Annotated in this window: 14 protein-coding genes and 1 pseudogene; 10 read left to right on the top strand and 5 right to left on the bottom strand. The window is 55.3% G+C overall.

The annotated features are described in order from the left end of the window. Window positions 1-189 (top strand): hypothetical protein (locus F3G95_RS13895; RefSeq protein WP_207706442.1); only part of this gene is annotated, 189 nt, incomplete at its 5' end. A 975-nt stretch (window positions 190-1,164) separates the two neighbouring features. On the opposite strand, the gene F3G95_RS09215 is transcribed toward F3G95_RS13895, so the two are convergent. Both F3G95_RS09215 and F3G95_RS09210 read right to left on the bottom strand, forming a co-directional pair. Further along, window positions 1,165-2,274 carry an aminoglycoside phosphotransferase family protein gene (locus F3G95_RS09215; RefSeq protein ID WP_149794697.1) on the bottom strand — a complete coding sequence of 370 codons (1,110 nt, stop codon included), beginning with the start codon at window positions 2,272-2,274 and terminating at the stop codon, window positions 1,165-1,167. A 15-nt stretch (window positions 2,275-2,289) separates the two neighbouring features. Beyond that, window positions 2,290-3,156 carry an AraC family transcriptional regulator gene (locus F3G95_RS09210; protein ID WP_149794692.1) on the bottom strand — a complete coding sequence of 289 codons (867 nt, stop codon included), beginning with the start codon at window positions 3,154-3,156 and terminating at the stop codon, window positions 2,290-2,292. A gap of 418 nt (window positions 3,157-3,574) precedes the next feature. Here F3G95_RS09210 and F3G95_RS09200 point away from each other — a divergent pair, with 418 nt between their 5' ends. The 9 genes and pseudogenes from F3G95_RS09200 to F3G95_RS09160 all read left to right on the top strand — a co-directional run. Next, on the top strand, window positions 3,575-4,945 hold the full coding sequence (locus F3G95_RS09200) for a carbohydrate ABC transporter substrate-binding protein (RefSeq protein ID WP_149794690.1): 1,371 nt from the start codon (window positions 3,575-3,577) through the stop codon (window positions 4,943-4,945). 87 nt (window positions 4,946-5,032) lie between these two features. Continuing rightward, window positions 5,033-5,917, top strand: a complete 885-nt coding sequence (locus F3G95_RS09195; RefSeq protein ID WP_097800188.1) for a sugar ABC transporter permease — start codon at window positions 5,033-5,035, stop codon at window positions 5,915-5,917. Window positions 5,918-5,929: 12 nt separating this feature from the next. Continuing rightward, complete coding sequence (locus F3G95_RS09190) at window positions 5,930-6,826, top strand: carbohydrate ABC transporter permease (protein WP_149794689.1); 897 nt, start codon at window positions 5,930-5,932, stop codon at window positions 6,824-6,826. A gap of 11 nt (window positions 6,827-6,837) precedes the next feature. After that, the gene (locus F3G95_RS09185; RefSeq protein ID WP_149794688.1) at window positions 6,838-7,029 is read left to right on the top strand and encodes a hypothetical protein; all 192 of its coding nucleotides are present in this window, start codon (window positions 6,838-6,840) and stop codon (window positions 7,027-7,029) included. 29 nt (window positions 7,030-7,058) lie between these two features. Next, entirely contained in the window at window positions 7,059-9,218 is a 2,160-nt protein-coding gene (gene gnpA, locus F3G95_RS09180; protein ID WP_149794687.1) for a 1,3-beta-galactosyl-N-acetylhexosamine phosphorylase, read from the top strand. Window positions 9,219-9,274: 56 nt separating this feature from the next. Next, window positions 9,275-9,502: a type I restriction enzyme endonuclease domain-containing protein gene (locus F3G95_RS14065; RefSeq protein ID WP_256466385.1), complete on the top strand. Its 228-nt coding sequence runs from the start codon at window positions 9,275-9,277 to the stop codon at window positions 9,500-9,502. 129 nt (window positions 9,503-9,631) lie between these two features. Beyond that, window positions 9,632-10,162: a DUF6036 family nucleotidyltransferase gene (locus tag F3G95_RS09170; protein ID WP_243130342.1), complete on the top strand. Its 531-nt coding sequence runs from the start codon at window positions 9,632-9,634 to the stop codon at window positions 10,160-10,162. Continuing rightward, window positions 10,150-10,689 (top strand): transcriptional regulator, encoded by a 540-nt coding sequence (locus tag F3G95_RS09165; RefSeq protein ID WP_149794685.1) that lies wholly within the window; start codon window positions 10,150-10,152, stop codon window positions 10,687-10,689. The genes F3G95_RS09170 and F3G95_RS09165 overlap by 13 nt, the downstream gene beginning before the upstream one ends. Window positions 10,690-10,707: 18 nt before the next feature. Continuing rightward, a pseudogene (locus tag F3G95_RS09160) lies at window positions 10,708-12,186 on the top strand (recombinase family protein); the annotation flags it as partial. A 105-nt stretch (window positions 12,187-12,291) separates the two neighbouring features. On the opposite strand, the gene uvrA reads toward F3G95_RS09160, so the two are convergent. The 3 genes from uvrA to F3G95_RS09145 form a co-directional block, all read right to left on the bottom strand. Beyond that, the gene (uvrA, locus tag F3G95_RS09155) at window positions 12,292-15,150 is read right to left on the bottom strand and encodes an excinuclease ABC subunit UvrA (RefSeq protein WP_149794684.1); all 2,859 of its coding nucleotides are present in this window, start codon (window positions 15,148-15,150) and stop codon (window positions 12,292-12,294) included. Beyond that, window positions 15,137-17,194 (bottom strand): excinuclease ABC subunit UvrB, encoded by a 2,058-nt coding sequence (gene uvrB / locus F3G95_RS09150; RefSeq protein WP_149794683.1) that lies wholly within the window; start codon window positions 17,192-17,194, stop codon window positions 15,137-15,139. The genes uvrA and uvrB overlap by 14 nt, the downstream gene beginning before the upstream one ends. Before the next feature lie 77 nt (window positions 17,195-17,271). Further along, a complete protein-coding gene (locus F3G95_RS09145) occupies window positions 17,272-18,006 on the bottom strand; it encodes a JAB domain-containing protein (RefSeq protein WP_015564992.1) in 735 nt (244 codons plus the stop codon). Window positions 18,007-18,100 lie beyond the last annotated feature (94 nt).

Below are 18,100 nucleotides of genomic sequence, written 5' to 3'. Positions count from 1 at the left end.
GATAGAAATCAGAAAAGCAACAAAAATCCCAACAGCACCAAGAATATGGAGCAAATCTTTAGAAAAGAACTTATGGATTTTTTTCATGGAAAGACACTTCCTTTCTCGGTAGACAACATTATTTGTTATATTGTATCATATGCTCTGTGTTTTTTCAAACCAAGTCAAGTGATTGGTGAAACGACATGAAATAATTGCATCTCACGACAGGTCACCGAAGATAATTGGATTTTTGCAAAAAGAGGAGTAGTGTATCGTCGAAGGATGTGTTATACTCAGTCCATGGAACAATTATGAACTTTATTGTTACTCGGCAGGGTTTGGGGCAGGCACGCCCCAACAAGAAGCACTTCGGAAATGCAGACGCATTGCAGAAGTGAAGTCCCGAATGGACAGAACATTTTCAAGAATTGAAAATTTGTGGCCACGGGACGGTTCTTGCCCTCTACCGCTACGCTCAAAACCGTTTCTGGGTAATTGTTTCCGAATTGTTAAGACGCAAAAAAACAAGTAAAGGTTGTGCTGCTCATGTAATGGGGTCACCGTTTGCTCCGAACGAAGTTCCTACCCCTGTTTGTGCAGCGGCGTTGACGGAAAGTCGGTATCACGTCCGGTCGGCTCATGAAATTTTCAAGGTGCGTTACCCATAAAAGAAAAATACCGCCCACGCAGCGCAGCGATGATTTTGTCGGGTGAATCGGCGGCAAAATGAATCGGGTGTGTTGCGGGGCGGTTGATCTTTCAGGGATAATCCACGGTGAGGCAGTGTTCAAAATGAACAGGACCACATCTTGTGGATGGTTTTAGACCAATCCACAAAATCAGTGGGATTTGTGACAGAGAATATCATGGTTCGCAAGGCGCGTCAAGATGGTTTTGAAAAATTTATTGTGGTAAAGCGGTGATAGTAGGACTTATAGGAGGCTGCTTGAGCTGTTTTTTCTATTTACAGCTACAATGATAGCCATTGAGGGATTGTGATTGGTCAGGGCTGAAAAGGGCTTTCATAATTTGCTGCAGCGCATCATGTCCTCGACGCTCCCAGCGTCCTCAAAGGACGATTTGATGGGTGTGTAGGGATAAGCTGTAAAAAGAAGCATGGACGCCCCTGAAAAGGAGAGCGTCCATGCTTCTTGCTGTATCCGAATGGAGGAGATTGCGAAATCAGTGATTGTCCGGGCAGACGATTTCCAGCATCTGATCGAAAACCTCTTCCATCTGCCGCACCAGTGTGAACTGGGTGCGGGCGCGGTCGAGGTTGTGATCCGGGCGAGCAATATGGAAATAATGGTCGCCCTCCAGATAGTCAGTCAGAAAACGGATGCCGCATTCCAGCGTCATGAGCCTTGCACCCCATGCAAGGCTCTTTTTTTCTGCCATGCTCATGGATGCCCCGGCAGTGGAGAGATACCCTTTGGCGAACACTTCGTACAGATGCAGGTCAAAATGGACTTTGCTCTGGTCAGGTTCGTCCTCAGCGCAGTCGTTGGCACCGGTGCGGATAGAATCGCCGAAGTCGTAGGCCGAAAGCCCCGGCATCACGGTGTCGAGGTCAATGACGCAGATGCCTTTTCCGGTGGCGGCGTCGATTAGGACATTGTTGATCTTGGTATCGTTATGGGTGACGCGCAAGGGGATTTCCCCGGCGGCAAGCTGGTCGAGCAGGACATGGCAGTCTTTCTCCCGCGCATGGATAAATTCGATTTCCGGCGCAATGTTCTTTGCGCGACCCAGTGCATCGGCGGCGAGGGCTTTTTCAAAATTGGCATAGCGGTTGGGCGTGTCGTGGAAACGGGCAATGGTCTCGTGGAGGGTGGAGGCCGGGTAATCCGCCAGCTGGTTCTGGAACTTGCCCAGCGTCTCGGCCACGGTGCGGAAGTCGGCTTCGCTGCCGACCTGCTGCAAACAGATGGTATCTTCTACAAAGTCGTAGGCACGCCATGCGCCGCCGTCTGCATCCAGATAGCAAGTCGACCCCGACAAAGTTGGGATGACATTCAGCGTTTCCCGTGCTGGGTCGCCGCCCTCGGCAAGAATTTTCGCCCGCAGATGCCGGGTCACGCCGCAGACATTCTCCATCAGGCCCACCGGGTTAGTAAAGGTATCTGTGTTGATGCGCTGCAAAATAAAGCGTTTGGAATAATCTTCCCGCCAGGCCACAAAGGTGTCGTTGATATGCCCCTCACCGTAGTGGTTGGCATCGCAGACCACGGGCCCGCCAAAATCAAAGGCATTTGCAGCAGACCGGACCAGAGAAAGGGTAACGGATTTCATCATAAATTCCGCGCGTTATGCTTCATGCCGTTTTGACGGGACAGGGCGTTGTCCCTGCCGCACCTGACGGCGGTATTCATTGGGGGTCAAGCCTTCCGCCTTGCGGAAGCATTGGGAAAAATAGCTGGGAGAGGAAAAGCCCATCAACTCGCTGATCTGCGCCAGACTGTAACCGGTGTTGCCCAGCATATATTTGCTTTCCTCAATGCGGCGGCGGTTCAGATAGGTGATCGGAGAGATGCCATACTCTTTTTGGAAGGTATGGGCCAGATAGTATTTGTTGATGTGGGCGATTTCAGCAAGGATATCCAGCGAGATATCTTCGCGGTAGTTGCTGTCCAGATACCGCTTGATCTCCACACACTCCCGGCTGTCGGAGCGGGGCGTTTCCTCTACCTGCAAAGAAAGCGTGGTACACCGCACCAGCCAGATGAGCAGCACTTCCAGCAGATCCTGACAGACCGTCTCGCAGCCGTCCAGACTGCGGTCTGCTTCGGCCAGCAGCATATGGAGCAGCGTCACCATCCGCTCCCGATTTTTCCGGCAGTTGAATATAGCGTAGGAAGAATCTGATTTTCCAAATAAGATCTCGATGCCAGCAACGCCCAATACAATGTATTCCAGCGGTGAAGCATTCAGGCTCAGCTCGGTATGCTCTACCTGCGGATTGACGATGATCATATCATCCGGTTTGACCGGATAAAGCTGACCGCTTAAATAAAACTGACCTTCTCCGCTCAGACAGTAGAACAGCTCTGTGCAGGAATGGGTGTGGGCAGTGCTGTTCCAATCGCCGCCAAATTTGCTTTTGCTGATGTACAGCAGCCGGAAGGATTCCCGTGGAGCGGGAGCATGGCGGATATCAAATCGCTCGGTACTCATAAATGGCTCCTTTTGAGGCGAAGAACAAAAAACATAAAAATAAAAGCAAGATACTAAAAATGCAAGCCCAAAAACGATGCGTTTTTTCGTGCGTTTTTTCTCATTATAGAGGCAATGAAGAAAAAATGCAAGCCCTGATTTTTGGACGGGTTCAATACTTTTGCCTTCGATATAGTGCAAAAAATATGTCAAACTGGTTACAAGCGGGGAAAATGTACCAAAACTACAGTACAAATTTTATTGCTTTTGCTGAAAGAATTTCCCGAAAAGCAATATTTCTAAAAAATGAAACAACAAAGACCTTGTTGCGAACCGTAAAAACCTCTATATTGGAACCAGAAAAAACCACAGCCCTCTCGGACGAAGCCTGTTTGCCCCGGCTGTGTTTTGAACGGAACTTTATGATGGAGGATACACTATGAAACGCATTTCTCGTCGCAATTTTCTGAAAGTGGCTGGCGTGGGTGCCGCTGCACTGGGCCTGGCTGCCTGTGGTGGTGCTGCCAGCTCCACCGCGTCCAGCACGGCATCTTCTGCCGCTACTTCTTCCGCAGTGGCTGCGGACGTCACCATCAAGGTTGCCGCCATCGAGACCGGCTACGGCGCTGAGATGTGGAAAAAGGTCACCGAGGCCTTTACCGCCCAGACCGGCATCAAGGTGGACCTGACCACCGACAAAAAGCTGGAGGACGTCATCGGCCCCTCCATGCAGGGCGGCGACTATCCCGACGTGGTCCATCTGGCCACCGGCCGTGAAGCTGCCCTGACCGAGCAGTTCATCAAGGGCAACCTGATCGCCGACATCACCGATGTTCTGAGCATGACCGTGCCCGGCGAGAGCAAGAAGGTGAGCGAGAAGATCGCCGGCGGCTTTACCGACACCTCCCTGACCAACCCCTACGGCGACGGCAAAACCTATCTGGCTCCCATGTTCTACAGCCCCTGCGGCCTGTTCTACAATGCCGGTTTCCTGAAGGAAAAGGGCTGGGACGTGCCCAAGACCTGGGACGAGATGTGGGCACTGGGCGACAAGGCTGCCGCTGAGGGGACCTACCTGTTCACCTACCCCACCACCGGCTACTTCGACGCCTTCTTCTATGCGCTGATGTACGCCGCAGGCGGCCCCGACTTCTTCAACAAGGCTACCCACTACGAAGAAGGCATCTGGGACACCCCCGAGGCAAAGACCTGCTTTGATATCGTGGCAAAGCTGGCTTCCTACACCAACCCCATCACCCCCGCACAGGCCAACGATCAGGACTTTACCCAGAACCAGCAGCTGGTGCTGGACAACAAGGCCCTGTTTATGCCCAACGGCACCTGGATCGTGGGCGAGATGGCCGAAGCACCCCGTGCAGACGGCTTTGAGTGGGGCATGACCGCTCTGCCCGCTGTCAAGGCCGGCGGCGACAGCTACAGCTACACTTGGTTCGAGCAGGCATGGATCCCGGCAGGTGCTGAGCATCTGGATGCAGCCAAGCAGTTCGTGGCGTACCTGTATAGTGACGAAGCCTGCAAGCTGTTCGCCGAGAGCGGTGCGATCCAGCCTGTGCTGGGCATTGCCGATGATCTGGACGGCGACAACAAGATGTTCTACTCCATCTATGATAACGGCGCAAAGGCAGCTATGGGCAACTTTGCAGCCTTCAGCGCCATCCCCGGCGTGGAAGTCCGCACCGTGTTCTTCGATCCCGTCAACTCGCTGGTCTCCGGCAGCATGACCGAGCAGCAGTGGATCGATGGCATCAAGTCCGCCAGCGACCAGATGCGCGCCAACATCATCGAGTAATTAAGCCCTGCCCAGCGGGGGCGGTTTTTACCGCCTCCGCTTTTTTGGGCTGTACAGTACCATCAAGAAAGGAGCGGTCAATCCCCTATGAGAACGGATAAAAGCCGCAAACGGTTCGTATTCCTCTGTGTGGCACCGGCTACCATCCTGTTTTTCCTCTTTATGATCCTGCCCACCCTCAACGTGTTCCGCATGAGTTTGTATGAGCGGGGTGCCTATTCTCCCAACGAGACCTTTGTGGGGCTCAAAAACTTCCAGCATCTGCTGCGGGACGCCCAGTTCATCCGCTCGATGCAGAATATGATCCTGCTCGTGGTGGTGGTCACCATCGTCACCTTCGCCTTTGCACTGGTATTTGCCGCCATCCTCACCCGGGAGAAGATCAAAGGCCAGAACTTTTTCCGCATCATCTTCTACATCCCCAACATCCTGTCGGTGGTCGTCATCTCCGGCATCTTCTCTGCCATCTATAAGCCGGAAAACGGCATGCTGAACAGCATCATCGGCCTGTTCCGCAACATGAGCGACCCCATCCTGTGGAAGGGCGAAAAACTGGTCATCCCCTCCATCATCATTGCCATGGTGTGGCAGGCCATCGGCTACTACATGGTCATGTATATGGCCTCCATGTCTGCCGTGCCCATCAGCCTGTACGAGAGCGCCAATCTGGACGGTGCCGGGCGGCTGACCCAGTTCTTCCAGATCACCATCCCCCTTATCTGGACGAATATCCGCACCACTCTGACCTTCTTTATCATCTCCACCATCAACATGGCCTTCCTCTTCGTCAAGGCCATGACAAGCGGCGGCCCCAACGGCGCATCGGATGTGGCGCTGAGTTATATGTACAGCCAGAAAGACGCTGGCCTGTATGGTTACAGTATGGCCATCGGCGTGGTAATCTTCCTGTTCTCGTTTGCCCTGTCCGCCTGTGTCAACAAGGTTACCAACCGCGATACGCTGGAATTTTAAGGAGGGAAGAAGATGCAGAATACCACCGAAAAATCTTCCCGCTCTGCGGAAGGTCTGTACAAGTTTTTCATCTATTTTGTGCTGGTTCTGCTGGCCGTTACCATCATCGTGCCGGTGGCATGGGTGTTCATGGCCTCCATCAAGCAGAATGCAGAGTTCTACGGCAACCCGTGGGCATTGCCCGCCGGGTTCTACTGGCAGAACTTCGTCAACGCATGGAACGGCGCCAAAATGGGCGAATATATGCTCAACTCGGTCATCGTCACCGCGCTGGCGCTGGCGCTGCTGCTGGTCGTTGCCCTGCCCGCCGCCTACTGCCTGTCCCGCTTTCACTTCAAGGGCCGCAAGCTGCTGAACACCCTGTTCATGGCGGGTCTGTTCATCAACGTGAACTATATCGTGGTGCCCATCTTCCTGATGCTGCGGGACGGCGATGTCTGGCTTAAAAGCCATTTCGGCAGCGGCTTTCTGCTGAACAACCTGTTCATTCTGGCCGTGGTCTATGCGGCAACGGCCCTGCCGTTTACAATCTATCTGTTGTCGGGCTATTTCGCCACTCTGCCCCACGACTTTGAGGAGGCGGCCTACATCGACGGTGCGAGCTATTTCTCCACCATGACCCGCATCATCTTCCCCATGGCAAAGCCGTCCATCATCACCATTATCCTGTTCAACTTCCTGTCCTTCTGGAACGAGTATATCATTTCCATGACCCTCATGAGTTCTACCAGCGCACCCCGCACCCTGCCGGTCGGCCTGCTGAACCTGATGCAGGCCCAGCAGAGTGCGGCGCAGTACGGCACCATGTATGCCGGTTTAGTGCTGGTGATGCTGCCCACCCTGATTTTGTACATCTGCGTGCAGCGGCAGCTGACGCAGGGCATGACCGTGGGCGGTCTGAAAGGGTAAGGTGACAAACGATGAAAGCATTCTGGAAAAACAATCCTGCCCTGCGCATCGTGCTGATGATTGTGCTGTTTGTGCTGTCCATTGCACTGGTGGTCGCAGGCTGGAAAATGACCGGGCAGCTGGCTGGTCTTGGCATTATGCTCTTGGGCGTGGCGTTGCTGCTGGCAGTGCTGGCCATCTACAATGCGACCTATCAGGATTGAGGATAAGAGAGAGGTAAAGGAGAATCCCTATGGATGAAACAAGAAAGTCCGGGCGCGTGACAATCCCCACCGACTTGGACGTGGTGCCCGAAACGCTGGAAATTCTGAAAAAGTGGGGTGCAGACGCCATCCGCGACTGCGACGGCACCGACTTTCCGCAGCAGCTGAAGGATGCCGATGCAAAGATCTACTCCACCTATTATACCACCCGCAAGGACAACGCATGGGCCAAGGCGAACCCGGACGAGGTACAGCAGTGCTACATCATGACCGGCTTCTACACCGCCCCCGGCGACACCGTGACCATCCCGCTGATGAAGGGCATCAGCCCGGAGCTGATGCAGGTGAACACCAACGACGACATCACCCGCTGGTGGGAGGTCATGGATCGAACCACCGGTCAGCCCGTGCCGCCGGAGCAGTGGAGCTACGCCGACGGCAGTGTGACCGTACAGGCCGTACCGTTCCATGAGTATACCGTCAGTTTTCTGGCTTACCTCATCTGGGACCCGGTGCATATGTACAACGCTACCACCAACGGCTGGACGAATTTTGAGCACCAGATCACCTTTGACGTGCGTCAGCCCAAGACCCACAAGTATTCCATGGAGCGCCTGCGCAAGTTCATTGCAGAGCACCCCTATGTTAACGTCATCCGCTACACCACCTTCTTCCACCAGTTCACCCTGATCTTCGACGAGCTGAAGCGGGAGAAGTTCGTGGACTGGTATGGCTACTCTGCTTCGGTCAGCCCCTACATCCTGAATCAGTTCGAGCAGGAGGTGGGCTACAAGTTCCGCCCGGAGTACATCATCGATCAGGGCTACTATAACAACCAGTACCGGGTGCCCAGCAAGGAATTCCGGGATTTTCAGGCCTTCCAGCGCCGCGAGGTGGCAAAGCTTGCCAAGGAGATGGTGGACATCACCCACGCGTGCGGGTGCGAAGCCATGATGTTCCTCGGCGATCACTGGATCGGCACCGAACCTTTCATGCCGGAGTTCAAGACCATCGGACTGGATGCCGTAGTGGGCAGCGTGGGCAACGGCTCCACCCTGCGCCTGATCTCTGACATTGAGGGCGTGAAGTACACCGAGGGCCGTTTCCTGCCGTACTTCTTCCCTGACACCTTCCACGAGGGCGGCGACCCGGTGCGGGAAGCCAAGGAGAACTGGGTTACAGCCCGCCGCGCTATCCTGCGCAAGCCCATCGATCGCATCGGCTATGGCGGCTATCTGAAACTGGCCTTGCAGTTCCCGGAGTTCGTGGACTACGTGGAGAGCGTCTGCAACGAGTTCCGCGAACTGTACGAGAACATCAAGGACACCACACCCTACTGTGTCAAGCGAGTGGCCGTGCTGAACTGTTGGGGTAAAATGCGGGCTTGGGGCTGTCACATGGTGCATCACGCCCTCTATTACAAGCAGAACTATAGCTATGCCGGTGTCATTGAGATGCTGTCCGGTGCGCCCTTTGATGTGAAGTTTATCAGCTTTGAGGATATCAAGAACGACCCGCATCTGCTGGATTCGTTGGATGTCATTATCAATGTCGGCGATGCCGACACCGCACACACCGGCGGCATCTGGTGGGAAGATCCGGAGATCTCCTCCGCTATCCGCAAGTTCGTCTGGAACGGCGGCGGCTTTATCGGCGTGGGTGAGCCTTCCGGTCACCCGTATCAGGGCCACATTCTCCAGCTTGCCAGCGTGCTGGGCGTGGAGGAAGAAAACGGCTTCACCCTCAACTACGACAAATACAACTGGGAGGAGCACCCCGACCACTTTATCCTGCAGGACGCCGACCAGCCCGTGGACTTTGGCGAGGGTAAAAAGAATATCTACGCCCTCGAGGGCACCGAGGTGCTGGTGCAGCGAAACAAAGAAGTGCAGATGGCGGCACACGACTTCGGAAAGGGTCGTGCCGTGTACATCAGCGGTGTGCCTTACAGTTTTGCCAACAGCCGCACCCTTTACCGCGCTATCCTGTGGAGTGCCCACAGCGAGGAGGAACTGCATACATGGTTCAGTTCCAATTATAATGTAGAAGTTCACGCCTACGTCAAGAACGGCAAGTATTGTGTGGTGAACAACACGTACGAGCCGCAGGACACCACCGTTTACACCACAGACGGCAGCAGCTTTGCTCTGCATCTGGATGCCAACGAGATCAAGTGGTATGAGATCTAAGTTCTCCTTTTCATAAACGAACACAACGGGCAGCTCTGTTACCAGAGCTGCCCGTTGTGTTTGCTGTATCTGCCGATAACTCAACCTGTGTCAATCGAACGCTGCAATGGAGATGGCTGGAAACGCAGAAATTCAGTAATGCGAGCGTAATAGACCTGCAGAAAAAAGAAACTGCCCGTGCGAGTATGCGTAAGATGGTGAAACACTTACTGAAAAAATTTAAGTATCCACCGGTGGCATATGATACGGCAATCAGCACGGTCATTAGCCAGTGTGAGATGTGAACTGACAACATGGTAGTATGAATTGTATGAAATGTCGTTGATTTGTGCTTGACAATCGGATTCCTTTTCTGTAAAATGATTTTAGAAAATACTATTATTGAAAATACGAAAGGCTGTTTTATGGGCAAGATGATCTTAGATGACCTCCGCAAGCGTCTGGAACGTCTGGACGAAGACGCAGATCTGATGATCGACAATAACGACCGCTATCAGATGGTGATCGTAGGCGGCAGTGCGTTTATTTTGCTGGGCAAGCTGACCCGCGCTACTCATGACATTGATGCCTTGAGTGTTCCGAAAGAACTGTACAGTTTGCTTGGCAAGTACGACATCAACACCGATGTGGAAGCCTACATCGACAATTTTCCGTACAACTTCCAAGACCGGCTCCAGTCGCTGCCCTTTGGTGGTACAAAGGTGCAGTTCTACACACCCAGTCTGGAAGATTTGGTGATTGCAAAGCTGTGCTCTTTTCGGGACACTGACAAAGCAGACGTAGAGAGTGAGGCTGTGCGGAATTCGTTGGATTGGGATTTGCTGGAACACCTTGCAACGGATGAAGATGAGTTGAGAGCCAGCATCTTGAACGACTGGCGGTATCGGGATTTCTATATCCGCTATCAGGAGTATGTAGAGAGGTGGAGACCATGCGAAAGCTGACATTTGAGGGTTTCTTGAAGCAGTATGTGGCAGAGCTTTCCGGGGTGCAGACGGCTAGTATTCATAAGCTGGCAGATTGTCTAAATGAAAATCCCCGCTTGAAAGAACCGCTGTTTCTCTATGCTTTGGCCTATGATAAAGTGGATTTATTGCTCCACTATACTGCAAACAGCACGGTCGTTGCGGAATATGAGCGGCTTTCTAATCGCTACTTGCTGGCGAAAATGCTGCTGCTCTTGGAAAAACAATCTCCTGAACTGCCGGAGGGCTATTTGAAGGTCTGGCGCAGCTATTGCTCGGTGCGGGATGCCGCCCTTGCGGACAATGACACGAAAGAACTGATCCATCGCCGGGTATTGGAACTTCAGCAGAAAAAGAAACTGACGAATTATCGCCTTTACACTGACCTGAGGCTGAATCCGGGCAATGTGAATGCATGGCTCAAACACAACGATTCCAGCAAAATGAGCCTTGACTGTGCACGGCAGATCTACAAGTATGCAAAAAGCTACCCGTCTGTTCGATAAGAAAAAGGAAGTGAGTCTATGACCGCCGTAATTTACGCCCGCTATTCCAGCGATAACCAGCGCGAAGAATCCATCGAAGGGCAGATTCGGGAATGTACGGCTTATGCGGAAAAGAACGGCATCACGGTCATCAAGCACTACATTGACCGTGCATTCTCTGCAAAAACGGACAATCGCCCGGAGTTCCAGCAGATGATCAAAGACAGCGGCAAGAAGCTGTTTGATGTTGTTCTCGTCTGGAAATTTGACCGCTTTGCCCGGAATCGTTTTGATAGCGCAAACTATAAGATGATCCTGAAAAAGAACGGTGTCCACCTGATTTCCGTTATGGAACCCATTGCTGAGGGTTCACAGGGCATTCTGGTGGAAACCCTTCTAGAGGGTATGGCAGAATACTATTCGGCAGAGCTGTCCGAAAAAGTGATTCGTGGTCAGACCGAGAACGCCTTGAAGGGTAAGTGCACTGGCGGTACGGGAACCATTGGCTATAAAATCGACGATGCCAAGTTCTATCATCTTGACCCGTTGACTGCTCCGCTGGTGCTGGAAGCCTTTCAGCGGTATGACAACGGTGATAAGATGGTGGAAATCGTAAACTTCCTCAACGATAAGGGCGTCCGCAATATGCTGGGCGGCAAAATGACCCACAGTAGTGTGAACACCATGTTGAAGAACCGCCGGTACATTGGAGAATTGTCTTTCCGGGACATCGTTGTGCCGGATGCAATTCCGGTTATTATTCCGAAAGACCTGTTTGACCGGGTGCAGAAGCGTCTGGATAAGAATAAGCGTGCCCCTGCCTGTGGCAAGGCAGACGAGGAATATCTGCTGACCACCAAGCTGCTCTGCGGCAAGTGTGGTGCGCTGATGTTCGGCGAAAGCGGAACCAGTGCCACCGGACGCACCTACTATTATTATAAATGCGCCAACGTCAAGCGCCGCAAGGGCTGCAATAAAAAGACCGTGCAGAAGGACTGGCTGGAAGATCTGGTCGTCCGGGAGACCATGAAGCTGATTCAGGACGATGCGATGATCGACAAGATCGTTCAACTGGTCATGGATGTCCAGAATCAGGAGAACACCACGATCCCGCTGCTGGAAAAGCAACTGCGAGAGGTCAACAAAAAGTTGGACAACCTGATGAAGGCAATCGAGGACGGCTTGTACACCCGGACAACGAAAGAGCGTCTGGAAGCGCTGGAAATCCAGAAAGATGAGCTGACTGTAAAAATCGCAGATGAAAAATTGAAGAAGCCCAGCTTCAATGAGGATTTCATCCGATTCTGGCTGATGAAATTCAGAAAGTTCGATATTTCGCAGAAAAAGCAGCGGAAAGCGCTGATTGAAATTTTTATAAATGCCATTTTCCTGTACGATGACCGGATGCTAATCACGTTCAACTACAAGGATGGCACCCAAACCGTCCGATTTGAGGACGCTTTGACGGCTGATGGGGTAGAAGGAAAAAGTTCGGATTTGTCCAGCTCTGCTGGACCAGAGCTCTTCAGTCGAGAGACTGAAGAGCTTTTTGTTTTATCCGGAACTTTTGCAAACAACAGAGCCGCAGTCTTTTGGGAGACTGCGGCTCTGTTTTATACTGCTTTATTTGCCCTCTGCGCGGAGTTTCGCGTCCTTTTCCAGCAGGGGCTTGAGGTACTGGCCGGTAAAGCTGCCCGGCACCTCGGCCACCTGCTCCGGCGTACCCTCGGCGACGATGAGGCCGCCGGCACTGCCGCCTTCGGGGCCGAGGTCGATGATGTGGTCGGCGCATTTGATGAGGTCGAGGTTGTGTTCGATGACGATGACGGTGTTGCCTGCATCCACCAGCTTCTGCAGCACCTCGATGAGGCGGTGGACATCAGCCATGTGGAGGCCGGTAGTCGGCTCGTCGAGGATATACACGGTCTTACCCGTGCTGCGGCGGGCCAGCTCGTTGGCCAGCTTGACACGCTGCGCCTCGCCGCCCGAAAGGGTCGTGGCGCTCTGCCCCAGCGTGACATACCCCAGGCCCACGTCCAGCAGCGTCTGCAGCTTGCGGGCGATTTTCGGCTGGTTGGCAAAGAAGACGACCGCCTCTTCCACGGTCATGTTCAGCACGTCAGAGATGGTCTTTTCCTTATACTTGACTTCCAGCGTTTCGCGGTTGTAGCGTGCGCCCTTGCAGACCTCACAGGGAACGTAGACGTCCGGCAGGAAGTGCATCTCGATTTGGAGGATGCCGTTGCCCTCGCAGGCCTCGCAGCGGCCGCCCCGGACGTTGAAGCTGAACCGTCCCGGGCCGTAGCCCCGCATTTTGGCGTCCTGCGTCTGGGAGAAGACGGTGCGGATGTCGTTGAACACGCCGGTATAGGTGGCGGGGTTGGAGCGGGGCGTGCGGCCGATGGGCTGCTGGTCGATGCCGATGACCTTATCCACGAACTCGAGGCCCTCTACCCCATCGCACTTGCCAGCGCGGGAGCGGGCACCGTTCAGCTCACAGGCGAGGGTCTTATACAAAATCTCGTTGATGAGGCTCGACTTGCCCGAGCCGGAGATGCCCGTCACGCAGATGAACTCGCCCAGCGGAAATTTTACGTCGATGTTGCGCAGATTGTTTTCGCGCGCACCCTTCACCGTGAGGAAATTGCCGTTGCCGGGGCGGCGGGTCTGCGGCACCTCGATGCGCTTGCGGCCCGACAGATAGTCGCCGGTGATGCTGCGCTTGGCCTTGCAGATGTCCTTGACGGAGCCTGCGGCCACGATCTCGCCGCCGTGGACACCCGCGCCCGGGCCGACGTCCACGATATAATCGGCGCTGCGCATGGTATCCTCGTCGTGCTCGACCACGATGACCGTATTGCCGAGGTCGCGGAGATTTTTCAGCGTTGCGATGAGTTTATCGTTGTCGCGCTGGTGCAGGCCGATGGACGGCTCATCCAGCACGTACAACACACCCGACAGAGCGCTTCCGATTTGGGTGGTCAGGCGGATGCGCTGGCTCTCGCCGCCGGACAGGGTGCCTGCCGACCGGGCCAGTGTGAGGTAATCGAGGCCCACGCTCTGCAAAAACTGCAGGCGGTTCTTGATCTCCTTCATGATCTGGCCGCCGATCTGCTTCTGCTTTTCGGTCAGGTTCGGCTCATTGTCAGCGATGAATTTCAGCTCGTCCCGAATCGACATTTCGCAGAAATCGCTGATGTTTTTGCCGCCGATGGTCACAGCCAGCACCACCGGTTTCAGGCGCTTGCCATGGCAGTCGGGACACTCGACGCCCGACATGAAGCTGCCGATCTCCTCCTTCATCCACTCGCTGTTCGTCTCGCGGAAGCGGCGCTCGAGGTTCTCGACGATGCCCTCAAAGGTATTATAATAGACGCCGCTGCCGAACTCATTCGTGCGGTGCATCTCGATTTTTTCTCCGTTGGTGCCGTAGAGCAGGGCGTTGACGGCCTCGGTGCTCATCTCTTTGATGGGAGTATCCAGCGTAAAGCCGTACTTTTTTCCCAGACCCAGATAATACATCTCGGCTACGGAGCCTTCGGCGTAGTACCATCCGCTGGCCTTGATAGCCCCCTCCCGAATCGAGAGGTCCCGGTTGGGCAGGATGCGCTCTTCGTCCACCCGCATGAAGGTGCCGAGGCCGGTACACTTCTCGCAGGCACCCAGAGGGTTATTGAAGGAGAAGAGCCGGGGCGACAGATCGCTGATGGAGATGCCGTGCTCGGGGCAGGCGAAATTCTGGCTGAAGGTCATACATTCGCCACCGATGACATCCACCTCAGCCACGCCGTCGGTAAGGGCAAGCGCCGTTTCCAGCGAGTCAGCCAGACGGCCGCGGATGCCCTTGCGCATGGCAAGACGGTCAACGACGATCTCCACGGTGTGCTTGATGTTCTTTTCCAGCGCGATCTCCTCGTCGAGGTCGTACATGTTACCGTCGATTTTTACGCGGGCGTAACCGGCGCGGCGGGCGGCGTCCAGCTCTTTCTGCTGGGTGCCTTTGCGCTGGCGGACGACAGGCGCGAGGACCTGGAACTTCGTCCCCTCTTCCAGCTTGAGCACAGCGTCCACCATCTCATCCACGCTCTGCTGGCTGATGACCCGCCCACACACCGGGCAGTGCGGCACGCCCACGCGGGCGTACAAAAGGCGCAGATAATCGTAAATTTCCGTCACGGTACCCACGGTGGAGCGGGGGTTGTGGCTGGTGGTCTTCTGGTCGATGGAAATGGCCGGAGACAGGCCGGTGATCTCGTCCACATCGGGCTTGTCCATCCGGCCAAGGAACATCCGGGCGTAGCTGGACAGGCTCTCGACATAGCGGCGCTGGCCGTCGGCGTAGATGGTGTCGAAGGCAAGGCTCGACTTGCCCGAGCCGGAAAGGCCGGTCATAACGATGAATTTTTCACGCGGGAGAGTCAGATTCACGTTTTTCAGATTGTGCTCCCGCGCACCCTTGATGACTATTTTATCGTTTGCCAAGGTACTTTCTCCCTCTTCTCTGTGTCTGTGCATGGTTCTGCTTCCGCTCCGTCTCTGCCGAGGAATCCACGGTGGGGTTCTCGCCCCGGCGCAGGCGGTCGATCTGGTCGCGCAGGAAGGCCGCGTGCTCAAATTCCAGCAGCTTGGCAGCTTCCTTCATCTCCCGGGTCAGGCGGTCAATGGCGGCTTCGCGCTCGAGCTTGCCCATCCGTCGGGTGTTCATCCTGGCATTCTCAGCCTTGTCGCTGATCTCAATCGAATCCGGGATGGCTTTGACGATGGTCTTCGGGACAATGCCGTGCTCAGCGTTGTAGGCCATCTGGATGGCGCGGCGGCGCTCTGTCTCGGTGATGGCGCGGTCCATGCTGTCCGTCACCTCGTCGGCGTACATGATGACCAGACCTTCGGCGTTGCGGGCGGCGCGGCCGATGGTCTGAATCAGGCTCGTCTCGCTGCGGAGGAAGCCCTCTTTGTCGGCGTCGAGGATGGCCACAAGGCTGACCTCGGGCAGGTCGAGACCCTCACGCAGCAGGTTGATGCCCACCACCACGTCGATGGTGCCGAGGCGGAGGTCTTTGATGATTTCCATCCGCTCGAAGGTGTCCACCTCGTGGTGCATATACTTGACCTTTATCCCCTGTTCGGTAAAGTAATCTGTCAGATCTTCGGCCATTTTCTTGGTCAGCGTCGTGACCAGGACGCGCTCATGCCGCTCGATGCGAGCGTTTATCTCGCCCAGAAGGTCCGTCACCTGCCCCTCTACGGGGCGCACCGAGATGAGCGGGTCCAGCAGACCAGTGGGCCGGATGACCTGCTGGGCCACTTGGGTGCTGTTCTTCCGCTCGTACTCGCCGGGGGTGGCCGAGACGAATATCATCTGGTTGAGCTTGGATTCCACTTCCTCGAACTTGAGGGGGCGGTTGTCAAAGGCCGACGGCAGGCGGAAACCGTACTCCACCAGCGTCTTTTTGCGGGCGTAATCGCCACCGTACATGGCCCGCACCTGCGGCAGGGTGACATGGCTCTCGTCTACGAAGAGCAGGAAGTCGTCCGGGAAATAGTCAAGCAGAGTCGTGGGCATACTGCCCGGCGCACGGCCCGACAGAACGGCAGAATAGTTCTCGATGCCCTTGCAGATACCCACTTCCGTCAGCATCTCAATGTCGTAGTTCGTCCGCTGCTGGATGCGCTGGGCCTCGATGAGCTTACCTTCCGAGGTGAACTGCTTCACCTGCGCGTCGCACTCGGCGCGAATCTTTTCAATGGCGGCAGCCTTTTTGTCGGCGCTGACGATATAGTGGCTGGCCGGGAAGATGGCAACGTGCTTGACCACGTTCTGCTTGGCACCCGTAAGGGGGTTGAACTCGGTGATGCGGTCGATCTCGTCGCCGAAGAACTCCACCCGGATGGCCAGCTCGCTCATATAAGCCAGATAGATGTCCACGATGTCGCCGTGGACGCGGAACTTATTGCGGATGAAATTGACATCATTGCGCTCATATTGCAGCGTCACCAGCTTTTCACACAACTCGTCCCGCTCCATCTGCATCCCGGGCCGCAGGCTGATGACCATGCTGCGATAGTCGATGGGGTCGCCCAGCGAGTAGATGCAGGACACCGACGCGACGATGATGACGTCCCGCCGCTCCGACAGCGCCGCCGTGGCCGAGTGGCGCAGGCGGTCTATCTCATCGTTGATGGCGCTGTCCTTTTCGATATAGGTATCGGTGCTGGGGATATAGGCCTCCGGCTGGTAGTAGTCGTAGTAGGAGACGAAATATTCCACGGCGTTGTCCGGGAAAAACGAGCGGAACTCGGTGCAGAGCTGGGCGGCCAGCGTCTTGTTGTGGGCCAGCACCAGCGTCGGACGGTTGCACTGGGCGATGACGTTCGCCATCGTGAAGGTCTTGCCGCTGCCGGTGACGCCCAACAGGGTCTGGCAGCGGTCGCCCCGCTCTACCCCCTCTACCAGCTGTGCGATGGCCTGCGGCTGGTCGCCCGTGGGGGCGTAGGACGACACCAGATGGAATTTTTCCTCTGCCACAAAAAGCCCTCCTTTTCAAAACTACGATTAGTTGTATCTCTTGCAGCCATTATACCACAATTATTTTATAATGTAAATCATTCTCTTCCATATGGGCGTAACATTGCGCCGGTCTCGAAGTCGTAGAACGGCAGGCGGTTGGATTCCCGCATGGAGAAGTAGTCGTTTTCGGCGAGAATGATGTGGTCCCGCAGGCGTATCTTGACCAGCCCCAGCGCACGGACGATGTTCTCGGTGGCGGCGAGGTCTTCGCGGGAGGGCAGCGGCACACCGTTGGGGTGGTTGTGGCAGAGCACGACGCTTTCTGTCCCGCCCCGGAGCGCCGCCGAGACGACGTCCTTCACCTCGAGGCTCACCATCCGGCTGTTCCCCTCCTTGAGCCAGTATACGCTCTTCACCCGGCTGCGGCTGTCCAGCGAAAGGAGCAGAGCTTTCTCCTGTTTTGCCCCGGCGAAGCGGGGTTTCAGGTAAGCCGCCAGCCGCTCGGTGGTGGTCAGCGCACCTTCGGTGCTGGTGCGGCTGTGCTCGTAGTACCGGCTCACCTCGGGTAGGAGATGCAGCATCCGGGCGCTGGCCGGGCCGACGCCCGGCACACGGCAGAGTTCTTCTTCACTGGCTTCCAGCACACCGGCAAAGCTGCCGAACCGCTCCAGCAGCGCGTGGGCGATGCCGTTGGTATCCCGGCGGGCGTTGGTGATGTAGAGCAGATATTCCAGTGCCTCGTGGGGTGCGAGGCTTTCCAGCCCGTACTGCTCCACCCGGGCGCGCATCCGCTGCCGATGGCCCTCGTGGCTTATGTTCTGTCCTGCCATAGCTGCGCTCCTTTGTTTGTAGTCGTTTCTTTTATAGTACCCCATTTTCGGCAAAAGACAAGAGCCGACAGAAAATATTCTGCGTTGACTTCAC

It is taken from the genome of Faecalibacterium sp. Marseille-P9312 (assembly GCF_902497445.1).
Classification (GTDB): Bacteria; Bacillota; Clostridia; order Oscillospirales; family Ruminococcaceae; genus Faecalibacterium; species Faecalibacterium longum.
The sequence above is the reverse complement of the archived record's forward strand: the minus strand, read 5'-3'. Positions and strand labels throughout refer to the sequence as shown.

What these genes read in the sequence shown, in the direction of transcription:
- F3G95_RS09195 (WP_097800188.1), top strand. Translation starts at nt 5,033, where the DNA reads ATGAGAACGGATAAAAGCCGCAAACGGTTCGTATTCCTCTGTGTGGCA.
- gnpA (WP_149794687.1), top strand. Translation starts at nt 7,059, where the DNA reads ATGGATGAAACAAGAAAGTCCGGGCGCGTGACAATCCCCACCGACTTG.
- F3G95_RS09170 (WP_243130342.1), top strand. Translation starts at nt 9,632, where the DNA reads ATGATCTTAGATGACCTCCGCAAGCGTCTGGAACGTCTGGACGAAGAC.
- F3G95_RS09210 (WP_149794692.1), bottom strand. Translation starts at nt 3,156, where the DNA reads ATGAGTACCGAGCGATTTGATATCCGCCATGCTCCCGCTCCACGGGAA.
- F3G95_RS09185 (WP_149794688.1), top strand. Translation starts at nt 6,838, where the DNA reads ATGAAAGCATTCTGGAAAAACAATCCTGCCCTGCGCATCGTGCTGATG.
- F3G95_RS09215 (WP_149794697.1), bottom strand. Translation starts at nt 2,274, where the DNA reads ATGAAATCCGTTACCCTTTCTCTGGTCCGGTCTGCTGCAAATGCCTTT.
- F3G95_RS09165 (WP_149794685.1), top strand. Translation starts at nt 10,150, where the DNA reads ATGCGAAAGCTGACATTTGAGGGTTTCTTGAAGCAGTATGTGGCAGAG.
- F3G95_RS09190 (WP_149794689.1), top strand. Translation starts at nt 5,930, where the DNA reads ATGCAGAATACCACCGAAAAATCTTCCCGCTCTGCGGAAGGTCTGTAC.
- F3G95_RS09200 (WP_149794690.1), top strand. Translation starts at nt 3,575, where the DNA reads ATGAAACGCATTTCTCGTCGCAATTTTCTGAAAGTGGCTGGCGTGGGT.
- F3G95_RS09145 (WP_015564992.1), bottom strand. Translation starts at nt 18,006, where the DNA reads ATGGCAGGACAGAACATAAGCCACGAGGGCCATCGGCAGCGGATGCGC.